The following is a 23,004-nucleotide window of genomic DNA, read 5'->3' as shown; positions in this document are numbered from 1 at the left end:
GGCCAACGCTCCTGCCGCCTCGGCCGCCGACCCCTGGGCCGTGCGGCCGTACATGGGGTGGAGCAGCTACAGCATGCAGGTCTACTCCGGGAACGGGAAGTGGATCACCGCTGACCAGATCATCAAGCAGTCCGACGCGATGCGCGCCAAGCTGCAGAAGTACGGCTACGAGTACATCAACGTCGACGCCGGATGGAACGACGGGTTCGACGCCAACGGCCGGCCGAAGCCCAGCGCCACGCTCTACCCGCAGGGCCTGCAGAAGGTCATCGACCACGTCCACGCGAACGGCCAGAAGTTCGGGCTCTACCTGATCCCCGGCGTCGGCCCTGACGTCTACAACGCGAACCTGCCGATCGCCGGCGCCCCCGGCTGCACCACGCGCGGCATCGCCGCCCAGCCCCTGCGGCCCTCCGACTACTGGAACATCGGCTACCGGATCGACTTCTCGAATCCGTGCTCCCAGAAGTACATCGACTCGATCGCCGACCTCCTGGCCGAGTGGGGCGTCGACTTCGTCAAGTTCGACAGCGTCACGCCCGGATCCGGCGTGAGCGACCTGTCGCTCGACGCCCGCGACGACGTCGCCGCCTGGTCGGCGGCGCTCAAGGCGCGCAAGATCTGGTTCGAGCTGTCCTGGGCGCTCGACCCGAAGTACGCCGACTACTGGCGCGCCAAGGCGAACGGCTGGCGGATCGACTGGGACGTCGAGTGCTACTGCGCCGGCGAGGCGCTCACCCAGTGGCAGAACATCGCCCGGCTCTTCCCGCTGGTGTCCACCTGGTGGCGCAACGCCGGGAACGGCGGATGGAACGACCTCGACTCGCTCGACATCGGCAACGGCACCATGGACGGCCTGACCCGCGACGAGCGGCAGACCGCGATGACGTTGTGGGCGATCTCCGCCGCGCCGCTCTACACGGGCAACGACATGACCAAGCTCGACGCGTACGGACTGAGCCTGCTCACCAACCCTGAGGTGATCGCGGTCGACCAGGCCGGCACCCCGGCGCGCCCCGTCTCCACGACGGCGCAGCAGCAGGTCTGGTACGCGCTCAACGCCGACGGCGGCTACACGGTCGCGCTGTTCAACCTCGGCCGTACCGACAAGGACATCACCGTCAACTGGTCGGACATCGGGCTGACCGGCGCCGCCACCGTCCGCGACCTGTGGGCCCGCAAGGACCTCGGCCGCCTCGACGGCGAGTTCACCGCCGCCACGGTCCCGATCCACGGCGTCCGCCTGCTCAAGGTGACGCCCCAGCGCGGCGCCGAGGTCGCCGTCAACGACGACGCCCTGCGCGTCCGGTACGAGGGCGAGTGGACCCGCAACGGCGGCAAGGAAGTCGCCGCCACCTCCCAGCCGCTCACCGTGAACGTCACCGACACCGGCACCCCCGCCCCGCCGTCGACCGGTCCCGTCCGCACGGTCGTCCACGACGACACCGACCCGGAGATCGCCTATCTCGGGAACTGGTCGCAGAGCACCGGCCGGGGGCTCGGCGACTACAACGACAACGTGCACTACACCGAGCGTGACGGCGACGCGTTCGAGTACACCTTCCAGGGCACCGGCGTCTCGTACGTCACCGAGATGGACACCTCGCAGGGCGATGTCGACATCTACCTCGACGGCCGGTTCGTGAAGACCGTGAACACCGGACGTGAGCAGGGCCAGCCCCGCCTCGCCCAGCAGACCGTCTTCACGGTGAACGACCTGCCCAACGGCAGCCACACGCTCCGGGCGGTCAAGAAGTCCGGCTCCTTCATGCTGCTCGACCGCATCGACGTGCTCCAGCCGAGCCTGATCGACCCGTTCGCGGTGTCGTTCGACCGCGAGGCGCCGGCGGACGTGCAGGTGAAGCTCCTGCGCGACGGCAGCGAGTTCGCCGGCGTCTCGCGCGGCGGCACCGCGCTCGAACGGGACCGGGACTACACCCTGTCCGGCTCGACCGTGACCCTGCGCTCGGCCTATCTCACCGGCCTTCCGCTCGGCACGGCACAACTGGACTTCGCCTTCCGCGGTGACCACCTGGACGACGTCCACGCCACGACCCGCGACGGCGACTCCGTCTCCTACACCTTCACGGGAACCGGCCTCGACTGGATCACCGCCACCGCACCCGACCAGGGGCTCGTCGACGTGTACATCGACGGCGAGCTCGTCCGCCGGGTCGACACCCACGGCGCCGTGCGGGCGACGCAGCAGACCGCGTTCAGCGTCTCAGGGCTGAGGAACGGAGAGCACACCTTCAAGGCGGTCAAGGCTTCGGGCGACGTGATGCGCACCGACGTCATCCGCTACACCACCCGCTGATGACCACCGGTTGATCACCCAGGCCCTCCTCCCCCGGCCTCCCGCGTAACCTCCGACGGGGTGACGGCGATCCCCGTCGCCGTCACCCCTGCCGGACGGGAGCGCCGGAGCGGACTCCAGATAGGCGCGCGCGGCGCCGTGGCGGCCCCGGTCGCGGTGAACCCAGCCGATCGGGAACGTGCTCTGACCGGCCGCGGTCGGCGCAGGGAGCCCTACCGGTCCCGCGTGCCGAGGCTGGCCTGATCGGCGGCCGTACGGCCGGCCGCCCAGCCCTCCCGGTCCCAGGACATCCGCGTCCTGTGCGTGACCAGGTTCGGGAACATGCGCTCGACCGCCTGCTCCACCTCCTGTTCCCGGGCCGCCAGCACCGGCGCCAGGTCGGCGCCCCGGCCGGCGCTCTCCTGCGCGACCGCGTCCGCCGTGGCCTCGGCCAGCCGCTCGCCGATCCTGGAGGCGAAGGCCGACAGGAACGACTGGCGGAACGCCTTGTTCCTGGACCGGCCGCCGCCGTGCTTCTTGGTGCCCGAGTTCTCCAGCGCGGTCTGCGCCTGCACCAGCAGCGAGGTGAACAACATCTCCACGAAGGACAGATCCGCCGCGAACCCCAGCACGGTGGCGAACCCCAGCTCCCGCGACCAGATCACCCGGCACCTGTTGGCCTCGGCGACGAGGTCGAGCAGGACGGCCTTGGGCTGCTCGTACGGCGCGTCGACGCCGATCCTGACACCCTGCGGCGCCGCGCCCCCGCCCTGCCGCACCCCCAGCGCCGCCGCGTCGAGCATCGCCGCGTCGATGCTGTACTTCGCCATCAGGCTCTGCGCCGCCGCGGTGAACGTCCGCGCCTCCGCCTCGTACGGCGTCGACTCCGCCTTGGCCAGCAGCCCCCGCACCCGCGTGAGCGTCTTCTCGCTGACCGCGTGCGGGCGTGCCCGGTCCTGACGGCGAGCGTGACCGGGCGGCGGGCCGAGCATTTCCAGCCGGGGCAGCCCGGCCAGCAGCCCCAGCAGTTCCAGCACGCCGGAGACGGTCACCAGCCGGCCGGCCCCGTCGCGCGCCTGCCGCGCCGCCAGGTAGCCGCCCTGCCACCACACCGTGGCCGCCAGGCCGGCGAGCTGGTCGCGCCAGCGCTCGTCCACCGTGTCCCGCGCGTAGGCCCGGAGCTCCCAGGCGATGAGATCGGCCGCCATCCGCTCGTGCCGGTCGCTCAGCCGCCTGGCCGCGATCCTGACCACGTCGGCGGGCTGCCAGCCGTTCCGCCACGCCGCCGAGATCGCCCGCGTGGCGGCCTCCATCAGCACGCGATCGGCGTCGTCCCGGTCGGCCAGGAAGGCGGCGGCGGAGTCGAAGGCCGCCTGATCCTCGCGGGCCAGCGCGGCCATCGCCGCGCTGATCAGCTCATCGGCCTCGTTCACACGCTTCCGTCCACGTCGGGGAAAGTCCGCCAGAACCTTACCGGTCGTGCTCGGCGAAGGTGACGGTGGTCTCGTGTTACGCGGCCCGGTGACCTGGCCGGACGACGAGTGGGCGATGCCCATGGCGTGGCCCGCCCGGTGCCGTCAGGAGGCGGGTGCCTCCGGTGACACCGCGCCCACCGTCACGTCCTCCCCGCGCTTCTCGTCGGCGTACACCATCAGGGTCGAGCCGCCCAGGGCGAGCACGATGCCGATGGCCCCGTAGACCGACGGCAGCGTCTGGTAGACCGCCAGCGACAGCACGATCGTCAGGACGGGAGCGAGCGCGTTGGTGATGGGCGCCACCACCGCGGCCTTGCCCCGGCTGAGCGCCATCACCAGGAACAGCGCCCCGGCCGCGTTGAGCACCTGGGTCACCGCGGTCAGCGCGGGCGCCTGCCAGGGAGCCCCGCTGGGCAGCCCGCCCATCATCAGCACCGCCACCGGGATCAGCAGCAGCCCGCTGATCGTCATCCAGCCGAAGGTGGTGGCGTCGTTGACGCCGAGCAGGGCGGCCTTGCGCATGAAGAACGCCTGCGCGCCCCAGGCCACGCAGATCAGGACGGCCAGCAGCAGCCAGGGGCCGGTCGTGTTCGAGTCGTCGCTGCTGCCGGGGATGCTGAACAGGACGATCGCGGCCAGCGCGGCGACCGCGCCGACGACGGCGAGCCGCTGGATCCGCTCGCGGAGCAGGGCGATGGCCATGAGCACGGTGATCACCGGCGACAGGGACACGATCGGGAAGATCAGGTACGCGGGGCCGTTGGACAGCGCCTGGAACAGCAGGAGCTGCCCGCCCGCGCCCGTGAGTCCCGCGATGAGCCCGTAGAGGGCGGCGACGGGCCGCCGGTCGAACCGGCTGCCGCGCAGCGCGAAGTAGGCGGGGATCAGCATGGTGAACGCCCAGATGACGTACACCATCTCGTCGGGATAGCCGTACAGGCTGGTCGGGAGGCTGGAGAAGGCGCCCCACACGCCCCAGAAGACGACGAGCAGGGTCGCGTAGAGTATCCAGCTCCGCTTGAGATCGATCATTCGCCTTCTCCTTGTCCGGCGGTCAGCAGGCGGTCGAGCGCGACCCGGTCCAGGGGGGTGCCGGCGAGTTTCGCCGCGTAGAGTGCGGCTCCGACGACCGGTTCGTACAGCGGGCGGCGCAGCTCGTAACCGGCGTGCAGGGCTTTCAGCTCCCGGGTGAAGGCTTCGAGCACCGCCTCGGCGCCGAACGTGCCGCCGGAGTAGGAGACCGGTACGGGCTCGCCGGGCTCGAAGCCGAGCCGTTCACGGGTGGTGTCCACCAGGAGCGCCAGCTCGCGCCCGGCCTCGGCCAGGATGGCGGCGGCGCACGCGTCGCCCAGCCCGGCCGCCTCGACGACCCGCGGGCTGAGTGCCGCGATCTCCCCGCGGTCGCCGCGCCACCGGTTGAACACGACGTCGATCACGGTGAGGTCCGAGGTGAGGGAGAGCCGGCGGCGCAGGACATCGGCGAGCGGGCCTTCCGGCAGGCGTCCGTCGCTCATCCGGGTGAACGCGTTGAGGCCGCGGACCGCGATCCAGTACGCGGAGCCCTCGTCGCCGAACAGCTCTCCCCAGCCGCCCACCCGGACGCCGCGCCCTGACCGCTCGCCGTAGGTCATGGAGCCGGTGCCGCTGAGGACGTTGATGCCGTCCGCCGCCCCGAGGGAGCCGGCCCACCCGCACACCGTGTCGTTGTCGCAGGTGTAACGGTCGTGGCCGAGCACGGCGCGCGGGGCCGCGTCCAGGACGGGCAGGTCGCCGGGGGCCTCGCCGTAACCCGGCAGGCCGAAGAAGGCGTACGCGATGCCGGCGGGTTCGATGCCCGCCTCCGCGCAGACCGCCTCGACGCCCTGCCTGAGGGCTCGCTCGACGATGCCGATGCCTTCGGAGGCCTGGGAGAAGTAGTAGCTGCCGGCGGTCCGTGCCCGCCCCGCTATCCTCCCGTCCTGGCCGACCAGGCAGAAGGCGGTCTTGGTGCCGCCGCCGTCGACGCCGAGAAACATGCTGTCACCTCTGTCAGTGCTGCAACCGGTGCAGGGTGACGCCGTGCACCACGCGGTTGACCTCGCCGGAAGGGAACGGGTTGTCGGGCCGGATGCCACGGAGCACGGCGGCCTTGAGGCCGATGAGCTGGGCGCACAGGACGGCGGGCAGGGCCAGCGCCGCGTCCTCGACGTCCTCGGCGCCGTGGAGCGGCCAGCTTTCGCCGAGCGGCCCGCTTTCGTCCTCCGGCGCGCCGCCGACCGCGATCACGCTGCCGGGCGGCATGGTGGCGCGAAGTTCGGTGAGGATGTCGTGGTCGTACTTGCGGGTGTACGGATCGTTCGACACGTACACGATCACGACCGTGCGCTCGTTCAGCACGGCCTTGGGGCCGTGGCGGAATCCGAGGGCGGAGTCGGAGAGCGCGACGATCTGCCCGCCGGTGAGTTCGAGCGTCTTCAGCGCCGACTCCGCGGCCAGGCCGCGCAGGGGGCCGCTGCCCAGGTAGACGATCCGTTCGGGGTCGCGGGCCAGGAGCGCGTCGATGCCCTGGTCGAGGGTGCCGTCCTGGATGATCCGCTCGGCCGTGCGGGCCAGCCGCCCGGTGAACCGGGCGTAGGCGGGGCCGCCGAGGGCGAGCAGGGCGGCGAGCGTCATGCCGGTGAAGCTCGAGGTCATCGCGAAGCCGCGGTCGTTGGAGTCGGGCGGCATCAGCAGCACGTACGAGCCGGTCCTGCCCGCGTGCTCCTGGGCCAGCCGCCCCTTCGCGTTGCAGGTGATCACCAGGTGGCGCACGTCCGACAGGCACCGCTCGGCGAGTTCGGTCGCCGCGATGCTCTCCGGGCTGTCCCCGGAGCGGGCGAAGGAGACCAGCAGGGTGGGGAGGTCTTCGGCGAAGCAGCCGCGCGGGTCGGCCACGATGTCCGTGGTGTGCACGGCGTCGACCCGCCGCCCGAGCCGCCGCGTGAGCGTGGTGGCGAGCACCTGCCCAGCGAAGCCCGACGTGCCGGCGCCGGTGAGCACCACGCGGGCCGCGGCCGGCCGCAGGAAGGCGTCGAGCTCGGGCCGGGAGGCGGCGACGATGCCGTCGATCTCCCGCCAGACGCGGGGCTGCTGGGCGATCTCACGGACGGTGTCGTCGGCGCCGGTCGCGTGAGCCAGGCTGCCGAGAAGGCCGGTCACAGGAACTCCCTTGGGATGGGGCGGTCGATCAGTGGCCGGGTTTTCCCAGCTCACCACTAGCTGGAAGAGTACTGGTCAGGATTATGGCCGTCAATGGTCGTAAACTGGTATGCTTCTGGTATGCCTCCCTCTTTTCCGCAAGGTCTGCTGAGTGACGACGCCCTGCCGCGTTACGTCCAGGTCGCCTCCCAGCTCTGGAGTGACATCACGGCCCGTGGCGCCAAGCCGGGAGACCGGCTGCCCTCCGAGCGGAGTCTGGCCATGCGCTACGCGGTGTCGCGGGACACGCTGCGCGCCGCGCTGAACGAGCTGGCGAGCCGGGGCCTGCTGGAGTCCGCCGCCGCCCGGGGGTGGTTCGTCACCGGGGCCGAGCAGGCCCCCACTCCCACAGGCGGCCACACCGTGGAGGGCTTCGCCGACTACGCGCTGAAGCACGGCCTGGCGACCCGCAGCCGGGTGCTGGAGTCGGGCGCCAGACCGGCGACCGTGAAAGAGGCAGAGACCCTGCGGATCGGCCCCGGCGCCGCGCTGTTCGAGATGCGCCGCCTGCGCTTCCTCGACGGCCTCGTCGTCGTGCTGGAGCACAACCGGGTGCCGCTGGCGCTCTGTCCCGCGCTGGCCGGCACCGACTTCACCGCCGCGTCCCTGTACGCGACCCTGCGCGGCGCCGACCCGGCGCAGTTCCCCCGGGTCGCGGACTACTCGGTGGAGGCACGGCAGCCCCGGGCCCACGAGCGCGACCTGCTGGAGATCGACGACGGCACCCCGGTGCTGGTCGCCGAGCAGCTCACCTTCAACCAGGACGGCCGCCCGCTCGAACTGACCATCCAGGTCTACCGGGGAGACCGCTACCGCTTCCGTGCCTCCATCACCGACTGAGCGGCGGACGGTGAACGGCCGCCTACGGCTCCCGGCCGGCCCCGTTCGTCGTCCGCCGTGTCAAAGGTCGAGCGATCGGCCGAGCCCGGCCAGGTAGCGGGCCAGCGCCACCCGGTTGGCGAAGTACGCGCGCAGCTCGTCGTCCGGCTCGTCGGTGAGCCTGCGGACGGGGATCGCCGTCCACAGACTGCGCAGGACCAGCGCGGCGGCGAACCCGTCGTGCTTCATCACGCTGCCGTAGCCGTCGATGACGGCCTCGTGCACGGCGGGCAGGTCCGCGGCCGGCAGCAGGCCGTCGTGGACCCGCCCGATGAGCAACTGGCCGAGGTCGAATCCGATGGCGCTCGGCGAGTTCCAGCTCCAGTCCACGGCGACGAACTCCGCCGAGGCGTCGGCGGGCACGAGCAGGTTCTGCGGGCTCGCGTCGCCGTGGACGCCGGTGTGCGGGAGCCGTTCCAGGGCCTCCAGGATCGTGGTGATCCGGCCCGCCAGGAAGGCGATGTCCTCTCTGAGCCTTTCGTCCGCGTACGGGGTGATGAGGGGGTGCCGCCAGACCTTCTCGTCCATGAGCGCCGGGATCATCAGCCGCGGGGGGACGTTCGTGACGAACGTCCGCAGCGACGTGTCGATGCCCTGCGCGGGACGCATGGCGGCCAGCTCGCCCAGCAGGCGGGCCGCGCGGTGGTAGCGGTCCAGGTCCCATGCGACCGGCGCCTGCTCGACGTCCTCCAGCCACATGACCAGGCGGTCGTCGTCCAGCACGTCCAGCCGGCACAGGCGGGGCAGGCGCAACCCGTCGGGCAGCGGCTCGCCGGCCAGGTACGCGTCGGCGTCCGCGCGCCAGGGGAACAACTCGCCCATCAGCGGACGCATGTCCTCCGGAAACTCGGCGAGCCCCTCCCACACGCGCAACGACCGTACGGACTTCACGAAGAACGACCAGCTCGCCCCGGACGTCGTGGTGCCGGCGACGCGGTGCAGGCCGGCGGTGGACAGCGCGAACGAGGGACAGTCGACCGGCTCGACATGTTGTTCGGCGATCTCGGCGCGGGGATCGTCCAGAGCCTGTCTGACCAGGTCGGTGAGGTCGTTGTGCATGGCACCAGCATGGCGGCCGCGAATCTCCCTCGCTTGAGCCACCCTTACTCAAATATCCTCGCGGCATGTCGAGCACCTGGCCCTTCTCAGGACGCGGTGAGCAACTCGCGCGGCTCAGGTCCTCGCCGGCGGGTGCGGTGGTGCTCGGGCCCGCGGGAGCGGGCAAGACCAGGCTGGTGGCCGAGGCCGTACGCGACGGGCGCAACGTCGCCTGGGTCAGGGCCACGACGGCGGCGGCCGAGCTGCCGCTCGGCGCGTTCGCGCACCTGCTCCCCGCCTCGCCGCCCTCGGCCAACCTGCTGCGATGGGCGTCGGAGTCGATCACCGCCGACGTGCTCGTGGTGGACGACGCGCACGCGCTCGACCCGGCCTCCGCCGCGCTGGTGCACTTCCTCGCCGCGCAGCGGGCGGTGCGGCTCTTCGTCACGGTACGCACCGGCGAACAGCCGCCCGACGCCGTCGTGGCCCTGTGGAAGGACGACCTGCTGCCGCGCCTGCCCCTGGAGGCACTGACCCGGGAGGAGACGGCGGAGGTCCTGGCCGCGGCTCTGGACGGCAGGGTGGAGTCCGGCTCGCTCACCCGGCTGTGGGGGCTTACCCGGGGAAACCCGCTCTACCTTCGCGAGCTCGTGCTGTCCGGGGTGCTGCGGGACGTGGGCGGGCTGTGGCTCTGGCACGGCCCGCTCCTGATGAGCACGACCATGCGGGAGACCATCGCCGCCAGGATCGGCGACCTCGACCCGCAGGAACGCTCCGCGCTGGAACACCTGGCCTTCGGCGAGCCGCTCGGGGCCGACCTGCTGGCCTCACTGACCTCGCCCGCCGCCGTCCAGGGGCTGGAGGAGCGTCAGCTCGTGACCGTCCAGGCCGACGAGCGCAGGCTCGCGGTACGGCTCGCGCACCCCCTCTACGGCGAGGTCATCCGGGCGTCGTGCGGGACCCTGCGTACCAGGACGATCCTGCACACCCTGGCCGACACCGTGTCCTCCGCCGGGCTGCGCAGGCGCGACGACATGCTGCGCGTGGCGGTGTGGCGGCTCGACGCGGGCGACAGCGCGGACCCGTCCCTGCTGCTGCGCGCCTGCGGCCACGCCCGCGCGGTGCGCGACCTGCCGCTGGCCGAACGGCTGGCCAGGGCCGCCGGCGACTCGGGTGAGGCGTGGCTGGCGCTGGCCAGCATCCTCTACCTGCTCGACCGCTACACCGAGGCCGCGGAGTACTACGCCCGCGCCTGGTCGGCGCCGCTGAGCCCGACGCACCGGATGGAATGCGCGGCGATGAGCACGCTCAACCTCGTGTGGGGGCTCGGACGCCACGACACCTCACTGCTCGGCGAAGCCATGGCCCGCACGTCCGACCCCGGCGAACGCCAGATCCTGCGCTGCTTCACGGCTTCCATCGGGATCTACACGGGCGACCTCCGCACGGCCCTGGACGAAGTGGACTCGGCCCGCCGGTCGCCCGAGCCGCTCGGCAACGCCGCCAGGGGGTCGGTGCTCATCACGGAGGCCTCGCTGCGGACGGCCACCGGCGAGACCGCCAGGGCGCTCGAATGCGTCGCCGAGCTCATGACCCTCCTGGAGGAGGAGCCGCAGGCCAAGCCCAGCCTCACCGGCCTCATCATCGACAACGGCGCGATGGCCGCCGCGATGTCAGGCGATCTCGACCGCGCCGACGGGCTCGCCGCGATGCTGGCCAGCGGGGAGGAGTCCGTCGGGTTGTGGAACCGGGTGAGCCTGCAGGCGGGCGTGCGCGGGGCTCAGTTGCTGCGGCTGCGCGGACGGCTGTCCGACGCCTTGGGCACGGGGGCCGAGGCGCTGGTCCGGCTGCCCGGCGTACCGACGATCTACGCGGGACCGTGCCTGGGCGAGATCGCGTGCGCCCACGCCCTGCGCGGCGACGCCGATGCCGCCGAATCCGTGCTCGCGCGCGCCACCGACCTGGCGCTGTCCCTGGGACCGCTGACCGATCTGCCGCTGGAGTCCGCCAGGATCTGGACTCTGGCGGCGCGGGGCGACGTTCAGGGGGCGATCGAGCGGGCGCTGGCGGTCGCGGAGTCGCCGTACCTGATGTTCACGCTCTTCGCGCTCCACGACGTCGTCCGGCTCGGCCGTCCCGGCCTGGTCGCGGACCGGCTGGCCGCGCTGCCCGTGGACGGCGCGCTCGCGCCGCTGTTCGCCCGGCACGCGGCCGCCCGCAGGGCGGGCGAGCTCCTGGCCGTCTCGGAGTCGTTCGCCCGGCTCGGCTTCCTCCTCTACGCCGCCGAGTCGGCCGCCCAGGCCGCCGCCCGTTTCGCGGAGTCGGGCGAGCCACGCAGGGCCACCGGCGCCGAGACCCGGGCCTGGACGCTCACGCAGCGCTGCCAGGGCGCCCGCACCCCCGCCCTGGTCGGCCTCTCCCTGCCCGGCCTCACGCCGCGCCAGCGGCAGATCGCCACGCTGGCCGCCCAGGGCCTGACCAACCGCGAGATCGCCTCGCGCCTCGTGCTGTCCGTGCGCACGGTCGCCAACACCCTCTACGCCGTCTATGAGAAGACCGGCACTCCTGACAGGAAGGCCCTCGCCGAGGTTCTGGAGCATCTGTAAGGGACGTCGTCGGGGACCGCGTCGCGCGCGTAGACGTGCATGAGGTAGACGCCGAACGGATTGAGCAGTGAGGGGAGGATCACCGCCCACACCGTGTTGGTCAGGCCGAACGCGGAGAACGTCATGAGGTGGGGATCACCAGGGCCGTCGCGGGCACCATGAGCGCGCCGAGCACAAGTGCGAAGCTGAAGCGTCTGGCGGCGAAGCGGTTTCCTGCGTGTGTCCGCGCCGGCCCATGCCCATGCCCTGCCGGTCAGTCCGATCGGCACCACTCCTGCCGGGCTGCTGCACGCCGCGACGTCCGTACCGAACCACCTGGTCAGCGAGCTGCAGGACCTGCGGCCGCCGCTCGGCGTGGCCGTCGATCTGACCGTCGAGGACGGCGCGTTCGTCCTCGGCGACTCGGCCGGCCTGGGCGTCACGATCGACGAGGACGCGATCGCCTCGCTCCCCCGCCGGCCCGGCGGCGCCACGGCGGGCGGCGCCCCCGGCGTCCGGCCGGAGCACGCCGGACGGCGGCTGCTGGGGGTGGCCGGCGCCTGATCCGCCGGGGCTCGCCGTACGGGAGAGCCCCTGAGGTTCAGCCCGGGGCGACGGACGTGGACAGGCGGTCCAGGGTGAGCTTGAGCATCGGCGCGGCGGTCCCGCCGAAACCGGCCCGCGCCTGCTCAGCTTCCGCGTGCCGCAGCTCCCCGCCGTCCGGTGATCGGTAGTTGGCGAAGCCGGTGACGTGCAGATCGGGCAGTACGAGCCAGGCGTAGGCCTGATCCGGTTGGCCGGAAGGGTTCTGGATCACGAGCCCGGAGCCGTTGAGCGGCCGGTACGGCCCGGTCAGCGCGGGTGCGGCGAAGCCGTAGAGCCCGGTGGGCGCGCGATCGGCCGGGTGGAAGCTGTGCCGCTGGGTGCTGAAGAAGAGGTAGTACCACGACCCGTGCACGACGACGTGCGGCCGTTCCAGCTCATGGTTGACGCCCTGCGCCACGAGGAGAGGCGGGAGCAGCGACCAGGCGCCGGCCCGGGCGGCGGCCAGGGCGACGGCGCCGGTGAAGCGGTCGTCCCAGGCGGTGGACGCGGCGACGAGCAGGTAGTCGCGCCCGTCGGCGGGGTCGCGGAACCAGCCGGGATCGCGAAATGCCCGGATGTTCCCCGCCGACCCCGTCTCCTCATCGGCGGGCAGGTACATCAGACCGTCGGAGCGGAGGATCTCCCGGTGTTCCTCGTCCGGCGCGGGCGCGTCACCGCCGGAGAACCGGCGCAGGCGCGTCTCGACGACGCTCTGCCGGAAGGTGGGGCGTGCTTCGCCGCGTCGCCCGGCGGCCGTGTAGAACACCGACACCGTTCCGTCCGGCCGGCGGACCGCCGATCCCGACCACTCGCGGCTGCCGGGCGAGGCGCCGTCGGCGAAGGCGTTCCCGAGGTCCTTCCATCCGCCGTCGTTCCTGGCGATCAGGCGGATCCGGGCCTGGTCGTGACGCTCCTCAGGGTGTCCGAGTGCCGGAGCCGACAGTGCCATCCACACCTCGCCGCCGCCGATCAGGGCCGTCGAGCCGTCCTCCTCCTGGACCGGCCACAGGTCCCAGAGATCGTGGCCCGGCAGGATCCGCGGCAGGGCCTTGGGGTCGAAGGCGGGCGCCGTGGTCGCGTCGTTCTCCACGAGCAGGTCGAGATGCCGGCTGGTCCAGAGCGCCGGTCGGCCACCGGTCACGCTCCGCCCCGCCCGTGCCTCAGGGTCATGGACGACCTCAGCTTTCGCTCGTCGGATGGGATGTGCTGTCAGCCCTTCAGTGAGCCCTGGAGCAGGGCCTTGACGAAGTGCCGCTGGAAGATGAGGAAGATCGCGAGCGTGGGGGCCAGGATCAGCAGCGATCCGGCGCACAACAGCGGGATGTCGGTCCCCCACTGACCCTGGAAGGCGCCCAGGGCGCCGGACATCGTGCGCTTGGCCGGGTCGTCCACCAGGACGATGGCCAGCAGGAACTGGTTCCAGGTCCACAGGAACAGCAGGATGCCCAGGGACGAGATCGCCGGCATGGCCAGGGGGACGTGGATGCGCCGGAAGAGCTGCCACACGTTGGCGCCGTCCATGCGTGCGCTTTCCGACAGCTCCGCGGGCATGTTGACGAAGTGGGCGCGCATCCAGAAGACGCTGAACGGCATGAACAGGCCGATGAGCGGCAGGATGATCGCCCACCGGGTGTTCAGCAGGCCCATGTCGCGGATCTGGTAGTACAGCGGCGTGATGATGCCCTCGAAGGGCAGGGTCAGGCCGAGCACGAACAGCGGGAAGACCACCCGGCCGCCGATCACGCGCAGGTGGCCGATGGCGAAGCCGGCCATCGTGCCCAGCAGGATCGAGATCGGCACGACGCCCAGCACGATGAGGGTGCTCGACCACAGCAGCGCGCCCATGTTCGCGGCCTCGAAGGCCCGCAGGAAGTTGCCCCACCGCGGGTCGTCGGGCCAGGCGAGCCCGGCAGGGTAGGTGCCCGAGGGGTGCAGGGCGGTGACGAACAGGCTGAGGAACGGCAGCAGCGTGACCGCCATCATGACGACGAGCAGCAGCCGGCCGGTCCAGGACTCCCGCCGGGAGGTGATCACCGCTTGCCGTCCTTCGCGAACCACTGGATGGGCAGGGCGCAGGCGATCACGAGGAGCATGAGGACCATGGCCAGGGCCGAGGCCGTGCCCACCTCGCGTTCGGAGAAGGCCAGGTAGAAGATCTGCAGGCCGGGCACCATCGTCGTGTTGCCCGGCCCGCCCTGGGTGGCGATGTAGATGATGTCGAAGCTGGCCAGGGCCGCGATGACGGTCACGGTGACGCAGACGGCGATCTCCTGCCGCAGGCTGGGGACCGTGATGGAGACGAACTCCCGCCACGGCCCGGCGCCGTCCAGCCGGGCCGCCTCGTACAGGGCGGGGTCGATCTTGCTCATGCCGGCCAGGAGCAGCAGCGTGCACAGGCCGAGCAGCACCCATGCGCCGATCATGCCGACCGCAGGCAGGGCGGTGTCGAAGTCGCCCAGCCAGGCCCGGGTCACCCCGCCGAGGCCGGCGAGCGCGAGGAGCTGGTTGATCACTCCGGTGGAGGCCAGCAGCCAGCTCCACGCGATGCCGGCGGCCACCAGCGGGATGACCTGCGGCAGGAAGAGCACGGTCCGCGCCACGAGGGCGAGCCGGCTCTGGGCGATCCGCCGGATCGTGGCGGCGATGGCCAGGCCGAGCAGGACCGGGATCGCGCTGAAGAAGACGATCAGCTCGCCGGCGTTGATCAAGGAGTCGAACAGGTCGGGGTCGGTGAACACCTTGCCGTAGTTGGCCGTTCCTACCCAGGTGGACGGGCCGATGCCGTCCCACTCGTACAGCGAGTACTGGAACGTCAAGGCGACGGGGCGCAGGACGAAGACCGCGTAGAAGGCGAGCGCCGGAACGATGAACAGCCAGCCGGCCAGACCGCGCAGCCTGGTGCCGGCCGGTCGCCGGTGCGCGGACCGGGGCGTCACGTGGCTCAGTTCCCTTCGAGCTGGCGGGCGTAGTCGGCTTGGACCGTCTTCAGCAGCCCCTGCGGCGTCTGCTCGCCGGCCACCAGTTTCTGCAGGTTGGGGGTCCAGCTCTTGGCGTAGATGGCGCCGGTGGCGTTGGCGATGAAGTCCATCGCGCCGTTGTCCTCGGCGATGTCCGCCCCGGCCGCCAGGGTCGCGGCGGTGACCTTGTCCCCGGCCACCTCGGGCATGTACGCGTCGGCCGGTCCCATCGGGCGTGATCCGCCGACCTCGACGCCGAGGTCGCGGGCCCGCTTGTCGGTGGCGACCCAGTTGAGGAAGAAGGCGGCGCAGCCGGCGTTCTTGGCGTTCGCGGCGATGCCGAAGGTGAGCGGCGCCGACATGGCGGCGCGCTTGCCTCCCTGCTGCGCCGGCGGCATCAGGAAGAAGCCGGCGTCGCCCGGCAGCTGCTTGTCGAGGTTGCCCGACTCCCAGTCGCCGTTGAACATGAACAGGCCCTGGCCGTCGATGAAGCGACTCATCATGGTCGCGTAGTCGACCGCGTTGACATCCTTCGGGAAATAGCCCGCTTTGATCCATTTTTCCAGGTGCTGGGCGGCCTGCAGATTCGACGGGGTGTCGATGGTGGCGCCGGGCTTCTGGAAGATCCAGTCGTTGACGGGCCCCGCCGGGCCGTAGGCGGCCATGAGGTTCTGCAGCGGGAACGCCAGCCCGCCGGTGGCTCCGCCGTTGAACTGCATGATGGGCGTGAGGCCCGCCTGCTTGGCCTTGTCGAGGGCCTGGTCGAGCTCGGCCAGGGTGGCGGGCGGTGCCGACATGCCGATCCGGGCGGCGAGCTTCTTGTTGTAGAACAGGCCGGTCATGCTCATGTTGAGGCCCAGAGCGTAGAGGGAGCCCTCGCCGCGCGGGCGGCCGCCGGGGCCCAGGCGGAGTTGCTGGAGTTGCGAGGCCGGCCATTTGTCCCAGCCGAAGGACCGCGCGTAGCCGTCGAGGTTCTTCAGCAGGTTGTCCTTGACGAGTTCGGAGACCTGGGGAAGGCGCATCAGGTCGGGCGGGTTGTCCGCCAGGACGCGGGGGGCGTTCTGGGTGATCACCGCGAACTGGTCCTCGCGGATGTCCCAGGTCACGTTCGGGTGCTGCTTGGAGAACTCGGTGGTCAGCGCCTTGGGCAGCGGGAAGCCGGTCTCGAAGTAGCCGCTCATCGTCACCGGCGCCGTACCGCAGGTGGGAGCGGCCGACTGCGCGGAGGTGCCGGTGGCGGTGGGTTGCGCGACGTCGCCGCCGGGAGCGGCGCAGGCGGCGGTCAGCGTCCCCATGGCGATCACCAGTGCGGCTCCGGCCCTGCCGGGGCGAACGCGACGAGCCATGTGCATCTCCTCTGCTGCAGGGGACGCTCGCACCCGGCTGATGTGCCGCGCCCGTTGCTAAATCGTGTTAGCGCCCGACAGTCTCACGGCGCACGTCGTACGATGTCAACCCCCTGCAACTCACCGTCCGACGATCGGAGGTCCCGGGTGAGCCCTCGCCGGGTCACGCTGGCCGATGTGGCCAAAGCCGCGGGCGTCTCCCGCCCGACCGCCTCGCTCGTGCTGTCGGGCCGCGGTCGCGAGCTGCGGATCTCTCAGGACGTCGAGCAGCGGGTGCTGAGGACCGCCGAGGAGCTGCAGTACCGGCCGAACATCGTCTCCAGGGGCCTGCGTACGGGCACCACCCGGACCATCGGCTTCGTCTCCGACACGGTCGCGACCTCGCGGCTGGCCGGCGACATGATCAAGGGGGCGCTGGAGGCCGCCCGTGAGCGGGGATTCATGCTCTTCATCGGTGAGACGGAAGGAGACGCCGAGCTCGAACGGCTCCTGCTGCAGGCCATGCACGACCGCCAGGTGGACGGGCTCGTCCTGGCCTCGATGTTCACCAGGACCATCGAGGTGCCCCCGTCCATCACGGCCTCCCCCGCCGTCCTGCTCAACGCGCTGCCCGCGCAGCCCACTCGCCTGCCCTCCGTCCTGCCCGACGAGGTGGAGGCCGGCCGCCGCGCGGCCCGAGTCCTGCTCGACGCCGGCCACCGCGACGACATCTACCTGATCGGCGCGGGCCCCGCCCTGCGCGACGTGCCTCCGGAGAGCGTCGCGGCGGTGGAACGGCTCATCGGCATCAGGGAGGCGTTCGCCGAGGCGGGCGTCGAGGCGGCGGGCGCTCGCCCGTGCCCCGACTGGCAGCAGGACCTCGGCCTGGCCGCGACGCGGGACCTCCTCGATTCGGCGCGCCCACGGGCGCTGATCTGCTTCAACGACCGGATCGCCATGGGCGCCTACCAGGCACTCGGCGACGCCGGGCTCGACGTTCCCGGCGACGTGTCCGTCGTCTCCTTCGACGACCATCCCATCGCCTCGTGGATCCGGCCCAAGCTGACGACGGTGGCCCTGCCGCACTACGAACTCGGCCGCAAGGCCGTCGACGTGCTCTTCACCGAGCTCGGCCGCGACCATGCGACTGCTGACCGACGGGGTGAGGTGCACCGGGTGCCGATGCCGGTGCGCGACCGCGAGTCCATCGCGCCGCCGTCCGCGTGATCCACCCGGCCTACCACTCGAAGGCCCAGTCCTGGTTCGCGAGATTACCGGCCTCGGTGTCGGGCACGCAGTCCCACACTTGCAGGAGGGCGCCGGGCCTGGGCACCCCGCCACTGGTGAAGGCCGGATTATCGGCATCGAGGCACTTGCCGCTGTGGATCCCCATCAGAATCTTGGCGTTGGGGTCGCCATCCTCGAATATCTGCGGCATCCAGCGCTGGTTGGTGTTTCCGGTGCACTGCCAGAGAATCACCTTGGCGCCATTGTGCGTGCCGAAACCGGCGACGTCCAGGCAGTAATCTCCGAACCACCTGATCTCGTACCCATTCCCGCCCACGAGGTTAAAGGAGAAGGTGGCGCGTTGACCGGGTCGTCCCAGGACGATCGGTGTGCCGTTGGGGCAGGCGGCGTCGTCGGGGATGTAGCAGCTCGGGCGGATGGAGAAGTCCGCCATCAGGCCTGAGTGCCTGTTGGTGATGTAAGTGGAAGGGCCGTGGCGAAGCGTGTTCGCCAGAGCCGGCGACACGTCGGCGAGCAGCAGAAGTGTCGCGCCGAGCAGCTTGAGGACGAGTGCACATCTTCTTCTCGACATCGCTTCCCCCTTTACGGGTTCTCACGAGGCAGAACATATGTACGCGCTGGGCTCGAACACCTATTTGTTGCAGCCTATCGACAACCCTCCTAACGCAGGTCAACAACCTGACCAAATTCCCTCAAGTTGGTCGGCCTGTTTCCGGGCGGGGTGAGAAGACCGGCGAAGGGGTTGTCACGGAGATCTTCCATCGTCTGGAGGAGGTCTCCGGCGTGGAAGACGACCATGACGGCCGGGTCGCCCGTCACGGTGGTGCCCAGCACCGTGAGCGACACGGGCCAGAGCAGCAGAAGCGCGCCAACAGCGACCGCGCTCCGAGGAGGCGAGGCGCTTGAGGAGGGCCTGGTCGATGGTGATGTTGATGCCTGGCTTGCCGTTCATGGCGGCGGCTTTCCGGTGGGGCTCGGCTGGTGTGCCGGGCAGGTGGCGGCACGCATGATCGCACTTGGGAGTGGCGTGCGCACGGAGTGTGGACACGCTCGATTGCAGCGTGGTTGACGGCCGCTGATTCACAGGACGAAACGGAACATCCGCCCCGGCTGAGTTCAACCGGGAACCAGTGGCGCCCATGGATGGTGAGCTTGGCGGCAGTGGGGCGTCGAGCTGACGACGTCCGGTCATGCATTTCCGCAGTCGCAGCGCTTGTGGATGTGATCGGCGACGGGCAGAGCAACTCTCCGATCAAGTGGAGCTAATGGTGAATGAGCCAGGGGGATGTTTGCCATGATGAGGGGAGCCAGGTCGAGCCACGGTTGCGAGTCGGCTGCGGGTGATCGACCCTGCACTGAATCCGCCCAGGTTCTGGTCTGCGTCTCCATAGCGTGGCCTGGACGGACTCCCCAGGTCTCCCGGATCTCCGGTCTGAGTGTGTGAGGCGACAGGAGCCGACCGGCGTCGGTCGATGACCGTGCTCTGGCGCCTGCTGGCCCGCTCCCTGACCCGCGCGGTGGTCGTGTGCGCGGGTCATCCGTGCTCCGCGTGCGTGGACGGCTTGTCCGGCGGGAGGGCGGGCGTGGCGGGCGTCGGGCCGGGCCGTGGGGGTCAGGGCGCCGGTACGGTTACGCGCATGGCGAGCATGCGGGCCTCCCGGGCCGCTGCGCGGGCCTGTTCGTGGAAGTCGGGGGCGGCGCAGGCGAACAGGGTCGTGCCCTCCTCGCCGCCGAGGGCGCAGGCGTACACCGGGGAGCCCGGGCTGAGTTCGTCGGTGATCGTGCCGCCCTCGACCACCCGGACGAGCCGGCTGCCGATGGCGTCCGCGATCCACAGGGCGTCCTCCGAGTCGAGGCAGGCCCCGTCGCCGGCGACCTGCAGCTGCCCCAGCGCCTCGGCCACGCCGCGGTCGGCGGGGAGCGGGCCGAACTCCGCCCACGTCCGGCGGTTGACCAGTTCGCCGTCGCCCGTGAGGTCGAACGCGGTGACGCGGTTGCCGAACGTCTCCACGACCACGAGCACACCCCCGGGGGTGATGGCGCTGCCGTTGGGGAACCAGAGGTCGTCGGCCACCTCCGTGACGTGGCCGTCGGGGTCCACCCGGTGCAGCGAGGTCGGCTCCAGCGGGGCGCCGCCCATCAGGTCGAAGCCGAAGTTGCCCACATAGGCGCGGCCCTGGTCGTCCACGACCATGTCGTTGAGGTGTCCTGCGGCGTGCTTGCCGAGGTCGGCGTGGACCGCGAGGGTCCCGTCCGGTTCGCGGCGGAGGATCTTGCGGTCGCGCATGGAGACGATCAGCAGCCGTCCGTCGGGAAGCCAGCCCAGGCCGGAGGGCTGCTCGGGGACGTGGGCCTCCTCGCGCACGTCCGACCCGTCCTCGCGCATGGACCGCACCCGGTGGGTGTAGAAGTCGGAGAACCAGAGCCGCCCGTCGCGCCAGCGCGGCGCCTCCAGGAAGCTGAAGCCCTCGGCCACGGTGGTGGTCTGCGTCATGGTCGTCCTCCTTGCGAACGTGGTTCTGACGTTGTACGGCGGGCGCGCAGGCGTTCGACGGCCTGGCGCGGGCCGGGGCTCTCGACGGCGACGATCACGGCGAGCAGCGCCGCGTACAGGAGCTGGGTGGAGAAGTCGGGCAGGGCGGTGACCGCGACGATCTGCGCGAGCAGCGCCACCGACAAGGTCCCGGCCAGCAGTCCCAGCGGGGCGCCGCAGCCCCCGGCCAGCGAGACGCCGCCGAGCAGGGCGGCCACGACGGCGAGGATCAACGGCTGCAGCCCGGGGTCCGGGTTGGCCGAGGCGTAGCTGTAGCCGAGCAGGGCGCCGCCCAGCGCCGCCAGCGTTCCCGACAGCGTGAAGATGCCGACGATGCGCCGGTCCACGCCGACGCCGGCGACGCGGCTGGCCCGGCGGTCGCCGCCGATGGCGCGCAGCTCGCGTCCCAGCCTGGTCAGGCCCAGCACGGCCGCGGCGGCGAGGAACGCCGCCAGCGTCAGCAGGCTCCGCGGCGACAGGACGCCGGCGATCGGCTGGTCCACCCACAGGGTCGCGTCGGCGTTGGCGTAGGTCTTGCTCAGTCCGCCGGACATCGTGTACGTCAGCCCCAGCAGCGCGATGTACGTCGCGAGCGTGACGGGCAGCGACGGAATGCGTAACCGGGCGATCAGCCCGCCCTGCAGCGCGCCGACCGCGGCACCGGCGGCCACCGCGGTCAGCACGCCCATGACCGGGGAGCGCGCGCCGGTCTGGACGGCCAGCATGCCGCCGAGCGCGTACGTCCCGGCGACCGACAGGTCGAACTCGCCGGCGATCATCGTGATGCCGATCGCCAGGGCCAGCAGGCCGAGCTGGGCGAAGCCCTGCAACGCGTTGTAGACGTCGAACGGTTCGAGCGGCCTGCCGCTCAGTAGTGGCGAGCAGGCGAACGCGGCCAGTACGAGGAGGAGGGAGAGGGTGGGCATGGCATGTTCCGGCCGCCGCCGGGCCCACGCCCGGCTGGTCTTCAGAGGGCCTTTCGAGTGGCCCGTCCGGCGGTCCGTTCGGCGGGTCATCGCCGGCCCCTGCCGGAGCGTACGTGCACGACGAGGACGACCGTGAGCACGAGGAGTCCCTTCACCAGGATCTGCACGCCTGTCGAATAGCCCCGCAGCAGCAGTATGTCGGAGATGACGGAGATGAGCACCGCTCCGCCCAGCGTCCGCACGGCCGAGCCGTGGCCGCCGGAGATCGCGGTGCCGCCCACGAGGACCGCCGCGATGGCGTCGAGGGTGAGGGTGCCGCCGAGCGTCACGGTGGCGGAGGTGGTGAACGAGGCGAGGAAGGTCCCGGTCAGGGCGACGCACGCGCCGGCGACGGCCCACGCGATCACGGTCACCCGGCCGACGGGCAGGCCGGCCGCGCGGGCCGCGGCCCGGTTCTCGCCGACCAGGTACAGCTGCCGCCCGGCCGTCGTACGGCGCAGCGTCCACTCGACGATCACCGTGACCGCGAGCAGGACGTACACGGCCAGCGGCAGGCCCAGCGGCGTGGAGTTGAGCACCTCGAACCCGCGCGCCGCGGGGTAGACCGTGGTGCCACCGCCGAACCAGGTGGCCGCGCCGCCGATCGCGAACCCGCCGGCGATGGTGAGCACGATCGGGTCGGCCTTCCAGTAGCCGATGACCGCGCCCTGGACGGCGTTGAGCGCGACGCCGGCCGCGAGCGCGACCAAAAGGGCGGCTCCCAGGCCGAGGTGCTGCGTGCCGAGGAAGAACATCGCCACGACGGTCGCGATCTGGGAGGTGGCCAGGGACACGCCGGACCCGGCGATCATCACCATGGTCGCGCCGACCGAGGTGATGCCCACGAAGGCGGCCGAGGCGAGGATGGCGCGCGCGTTGTCGAGGGTGAGGAATCGGGGCGTCGTCAGGGCCGGGACGAGCAGCAGCGCCAGGAGGAGCAGGAGGAGTACGGCCAGGCTGGACGGGACGACACGCGGCGGCGGCCACCTGCGCGGCGTGATGCGCACCGCGCCGCCCCCGGGGTCGTCGGCCGTCATGCCTCCTCCGCCCCATGCGTCATGTCCCGCATCAGCACCGCCCCGTCCACGTCCCCCTCGTACCGCCCCACCACCCGCCCGTCCCGCATCGTGACGATCACATCGCCCAGTTCGAGCAGCTCCTCCAGCTCAGTGGAGGCGAAAATCACGACAAGTCCGGAATCGGCGGCCTGGCGCAGCAGCCGGTGGATCGCCGCGCGCCCACCGACGTCCACCCCCCGGGTCGGCTCGTCCAGCAGCAGGGCGAGGACGTCCGCGTTCTCCAGGCACCGGCCGACGAACGCCTTCTGCTGGTTCCCGCCGCTCAGCGTCACCACCGGATCGTCGAGCCGCTCCTGCGGCAGCCCCGAGCGTTCGGCGAGCGACCGGGCGACGCGCCGCTCGTGGCCCGGCCGCAGGACGCCGGCGCGTCCCAGCGCGGGCAGGCGGGTCGCGACGAGGTTCCACGCGGTCGGCTTGCCGAGGAACAGCCCCTCGGACTTGCGATCGTTGGAGACGAACGCGACGCCGCCCCGGGCGGCCCGCACCGGGTCGCGGATCGCGACCGGCCGTCCGCGCAGCGAGACGGTTCCCGTGGCTGCGGGGTGCAGGCCGGCCAGGGCGCGCAGGACGTCGGACGCGCCGCTGCCGAGCTGCCCGGCCAGCGCGTGGACGCGGCCCGCCCGGGCGGTGAGGGTGAAGCCGCCGAGCCGTCCCGGCACGCGCAGGTTCTCGATCTCCAGGGCACGCGCCGGGTCAGGGGCCGGCCCGCGCGCGGCGGACGGCCGCTGGCGCGTCTCGCCGAGCATCCGGGTGATCAGCTCGTCCACGGTCTGCTGGGCGGGGGGGGGGGGGGGGGGGGGGTGGTACGACCAACGCGCACCGG

Annotated in this window: 20 protein-coding genes; 5 read left to right on the top strand and 15 right to left on the bottom strand. The window is 71.6% G+C overall.

Annotated features, from left to right (window positions below):
- On the top strand, positions 1-2,317 hold a 2,317-nt coding region (locus ABFX54_RS40070; RefSeq protein WP_346112060.1), incomplete at its 5' end, for a X2-like carbohydrate binding domain-containing protein.
- A 212-nt stretch (positions 2,318-2,529) separates the two neighbouring features.
- Here the strand turns inward: ABFX54_RS40070 and ABFX54_RS40065 are convergent.
- From ABFX54_RS40065 to ABFX54_RS40050, 4 genes are all read right to left on the bottom strand, one after another.
- Positions 2,530-3,729, bottom strand: coding sequence for a DUF2786 domain-containing protein (locus ABFX54_RS40065; protein ID WP_346112059.1), 1,200 nt, complete (start codon positions 3,727-3,729; stop codon positions 2,530-2,532).
- A gap of 144 nt (positions 3,730-3,873) precedes the next feature.
- Positions 3,874-4,803, bottom strand: coding sequence for a DMT family transporter (locus ABFX54_RS40060; RefSeq protein WP_346112058.1), 930 nt, complete (start codon positions 4,801-4,803; stop codon positions 3,874-3,876).
- On the bottom strand, positions 4,800-5,786 hold the full coding sequence (locus ABFX54_RS40055; RefSeq protein WP_346112057.1) for an N-acetylglucosamine kinase: 987 nt from the start codon (positions 5,784-5,786) through the stop codon (positions 4,800-4,802). The genes ABFX54_RS40060 and ABFX54_RS40055 overlap by 4 nt, the downstream gene beginning before the upstream one ends.
- Positions 5,787-5,799: 13 nt before the next feature.
- Positions 5,800-6,948, bottom strand: a complete 1,149-nt coding sequence (locus ABFX54_RS40050) for an SIS domain-containing protein (protein ID WP_346112056.1) — start codon at positions 6,946-6,948, stop codon at positions 5,800-5,802.
- A 120-nt stretch (positions 6,949-7,068) separates the two neighbouring features.
- Between ABFX54_RS40050 and ABFX54_RS40045 the strand changes: the two genes are divergently transcribed.
- Positions 7,069-7,827 (top strand): GntR family transcriptional regulator, encoded by a 759-nt coding sequence (locus ABFX54_RS40045; protein WP_346112055.1) that lies wholly within the window; start codon positions 7,069-7,071, stop codon positions 7,825-7,827.
- 60 nt (positions 7,828-7,887) lie between these two features.
- On the opposite strand, the gene ABFX54_RS40040 is transcribed toward ABFX54_RS40045, so the two are convergent.
- Complete coding sequence (locus ABFX54_RS40040) at positions 7,888-8,925, bottom strand: hypothetical protein (protein WP_346112054.1); 1,038 nt, start codon at positions 8,923-8,925, stop codon at positions 7,888-7,890.
- A gap of 65 nt (positions 8,926-8,990) precedes the next feature.
- Here ABFX54_RS40040 and ABFX54_RS40035 point away from each other — a divergent pair, with 65 nt between their 5' ends.
- Both ABFX54_RS40035 and ABFX54_RS40030 read left to right on the top strand, forming a co-directional pair.
- Positions 8,991-11,510, top strand: coding sequence for a LuxR C-terminal-related transcriptional regulator (locus tag ABFX54_RS40035; RefSeq protein WP_346112053.1), 2,520 nt, complete (start codon positions 8,991-8,993; stop codon positions 11,508-11,510).
- 219 nt (positions 11,511-11,729) lie between these two features.
- The gene (locus ABFX54_RS40030; protein WP_346112052.1) at positions 11,730-12,053 is read left to right on the top strand and encodes a hypothetical protein; all 324 of its coding nucleotides are present in this window, start codon (positions 11,730-11,732) and stop codon (positions 12,051-12,053) included.
- Positions 12,054-12,090: 37 nt separating this feature from the next.
- On the opposite strand, the gene ABFX54_RS40025 is transcribed toward ABFX54_RS40030, so the two are convergent.
- The 4 genes from ABFX54_RS40025 to ABFX54_RS40010 all read right to left on the bottom strand — a co-directional run bounded on the left by ABFX54_RS40025 (position 12,091) and on the right by ABFX54_RS40010 (position 16,377).
- A complete protein-coding gene (locus ABFX54_RS40025) occupies positions 12,091-13,215 on the bottom strand; it encodes a glycoside hydrolase family 68 protein (protein WP_346112051.1) in 1,125 nt (374 codons plus the stop codon).
- 68 nt (positions 13,216-13,283) lie between these two features.
- Entirely contained in the window at positions 13,284-14,108 is an 825-nt protein-coding gene (locus tag ABFX54_RS40020; RefSeq protein WP_346112050.1) for a carbohydrate ABC transporter permease, read from the bottom strand.
- Complete coding sequence (locus ABFX54_RS40015) at positions 14,105-15,010, bottom strand: carbohydrate ABC transporter permease (RefSeq protein WP_346112049.1); 906 nt, start codon at positions 15,008-15,010, stop codon at positions 14,105-14,107. Before ABFX54_RS40015 ends, ABFX54_RS40020 begins: the two co-directional genes overlap by 4 nt.
- A 5-nt stretch (positions 15,011-15,015) precedes the next feature.
- A complete protein-coding gene (locus tag ABFX54_RS40010) occupies positions 15,016-16,377 on the bottom strand; it encodes an ABC transporter substrate-binding protein (RefSeq protein WP_346112047.1) in 1,362 nt (453 codons plus the stop codon).
- Positions 16,378-16,524: 147 nt separating this feature from the next.
- Between ABFX54_RS40010 and ABFX54_RS40005 the strand changes: the two genes are divergently transcribed.
- Positions 16,525-17,583 carry a LacI family DNA-binding transcriptional regulator gene (locus ABFX54_RS40005; RefSeq protein WP_346112046.1) on the top strand — a complete coding sequence of 353 codons (1,059 nt, stop codon included), beginning with the start codon at positions 16,525-16,527 and terminating at the stop codon, positions 17,581-17,583.
- 10 nt (positions 17,584-17,593) lie between these two features.
- On the opposite strand, the gene ABFX54_RS40000 is transcribed toward ABFX54_RS40005, so the two are convergent.
- The 6 genes from ABFX54_RS40000 to ABFX54_RS39975 form a co-directional block, all read right to left on the bottom strand.
- Positions 17,594-18,175, bottom strand: a complete 582-nt coding sequence (locus ABFX54_RS40000; RefSeq protein ID WP_346112045.1) for an RICIN domain-containing protein — start codon at positions 18,173-18,175, stop codon at positions 17,594-17,596.
- 89 nt (positions 18,176-18,264) lie between these two features.
- Entirely contained in the window at positions 18,265-18,450 is a 186-nt protein-coding gene (locus ABFX54_RS39995) for a hypothetical protein (protein WP_346112044.1), read from the bottom strand.
- Positions 18,451-19,216: 766 nt separating this feature from the next.
- Positions 19,217-20,098, bottom strand: a complete 882-nt coding sequence (locus ABFX54_RS39990) for an SMP-30/gluconolactonase/LRE family protein (RefSeq protein WP_346112043.1) — start codon at positions 20,096-20,098, stop codon at positions 19,217-19,219.
- A complete protein-coding gene (locus ABFX54_RS39985; protein WP_346112042.1) occupies positions 20,095-21,063 on the bottom strand; it encodes an ABC transporter permease in 969 nt (322 codons plus the stop codon). The genes ABFX54_RS39990 and ABFX54_RS39985 overlap by 4 nt, the downstream gene beginning before the upstream one ends.
- A gap of 86 nt (positions 21,064-21,149) precedes the next feature.
- On the bottom strand, positions 21,150-22,139 hold the full coding sequence (locus ABFX54_RS39980; protein WP_346112041.1) for an ABC transporter permease: 990 nt from the start codon (positions 22,137-22,139) through the stop codon (positions 21,150-21,152).
- Entirely contained in the window at positions 22,136-22,948 is an 813-nt protein-coding gene (locus ABFX54_RS39975; RefSeq protein ID WP_346112040.1) for an ATP-binding cassette domain-containing protein, read from the bottom strand. The genes ABFX54_RS39980 and ABFX54_RS39975 overlap by 4 nt, the downstream gene beginning before the upstream one ends.
- Positions 22,949-23,004 lie beyond the last annotated feature (56 nt).

It is taken from the genome of Nonomuraea maheshkhaliensis, assembly GCF_039529435.1.
GTDB classification, from domain to species: Bacteria; Actinomycetota; Actinomycetes; order Streptosporangiales; family Streptosporangiaceae; genus Nonomuraea; species Nonomuraea maheshkhaliensis.
This window is presented reverse-complemented; position numbering and strand designations above follow the sequence as displayed.

Bases quoted from the DNA above. Each gene is read 5' to 3' on its own strand.
- ABFX54_RS40060 (WP_346112058.1), bottom strand. From the start codon at position 4,803: ATGATCGATCTCAAGCGGAGCTGGATACTCTACGCGACCCTGCTCGTC.
- ABFX54_RS40055 (WP_346112057.1), bottom strand. From the start codon at position 5,786: ATGTTTCTCGGCGTCGACGGCGGCGGCACCAAGACCGCCTTCTGCCTG.
- ABFX54_RS40045 (WP_346112055.1), top strand. From the start codon at position 7,069: ATGCCTCCCTCTTTTCCGCAAGGTCTGCTGAGTGACGACGCCCTGCCG.
- ABFX54_RS40040 (WP_346112054.1), bottom strand. From the start codon at position 8,925: ATGCACAACGACCTCACCGACCTGGTCAGACAGGCTCTGGACGATCCC.
- ABFX54_RS40035 (WP_346112053.1), top strand. From the start codon at position 8,991: ATGTCGAGCACCTGGCCCTTCTCAGGACGCGGTGAGCAACTCGCGCGG.
- ABFX54_RS40010 (WP_346112047.1), bottom strand. From the start codon at position 16,377: ATGGCTCGTCGCGTTCGCCCCGGCAGGGCCGGAGCCGCACTGGTGATC.
- ABFX54_RS40000 (WP_346112045.1), bottom strand. From the start codon at position 18,175: ATGTCGAGAAGAAGATGTGCACTCGTCCTCAAGCTGCTCGGCGCGACA.
- ABFX54_RS39990 (WP_346112043.1), bottom strand. From the start codon at position 20,098: ATGACGCAGACCACCACCGTGGCCGAGGGCTTCAGCTTCCTGGAGGCG.
- ABFX54_RS39985 (WP_346112042.1), bottom strand. From the start codon at position 21,063: ATGCCCACCCTCTCCCTCCTCCTCGTACTGGCCGCGTTCGCCTGCTCG.
- ABFX54_RS39980 (WP_346112041.1), bottom strand. From the start codon at position 22,139: ATGACGGCCGACGACCCCGGGGGCGGCGCGGTGCGCATCACGCCGCGC.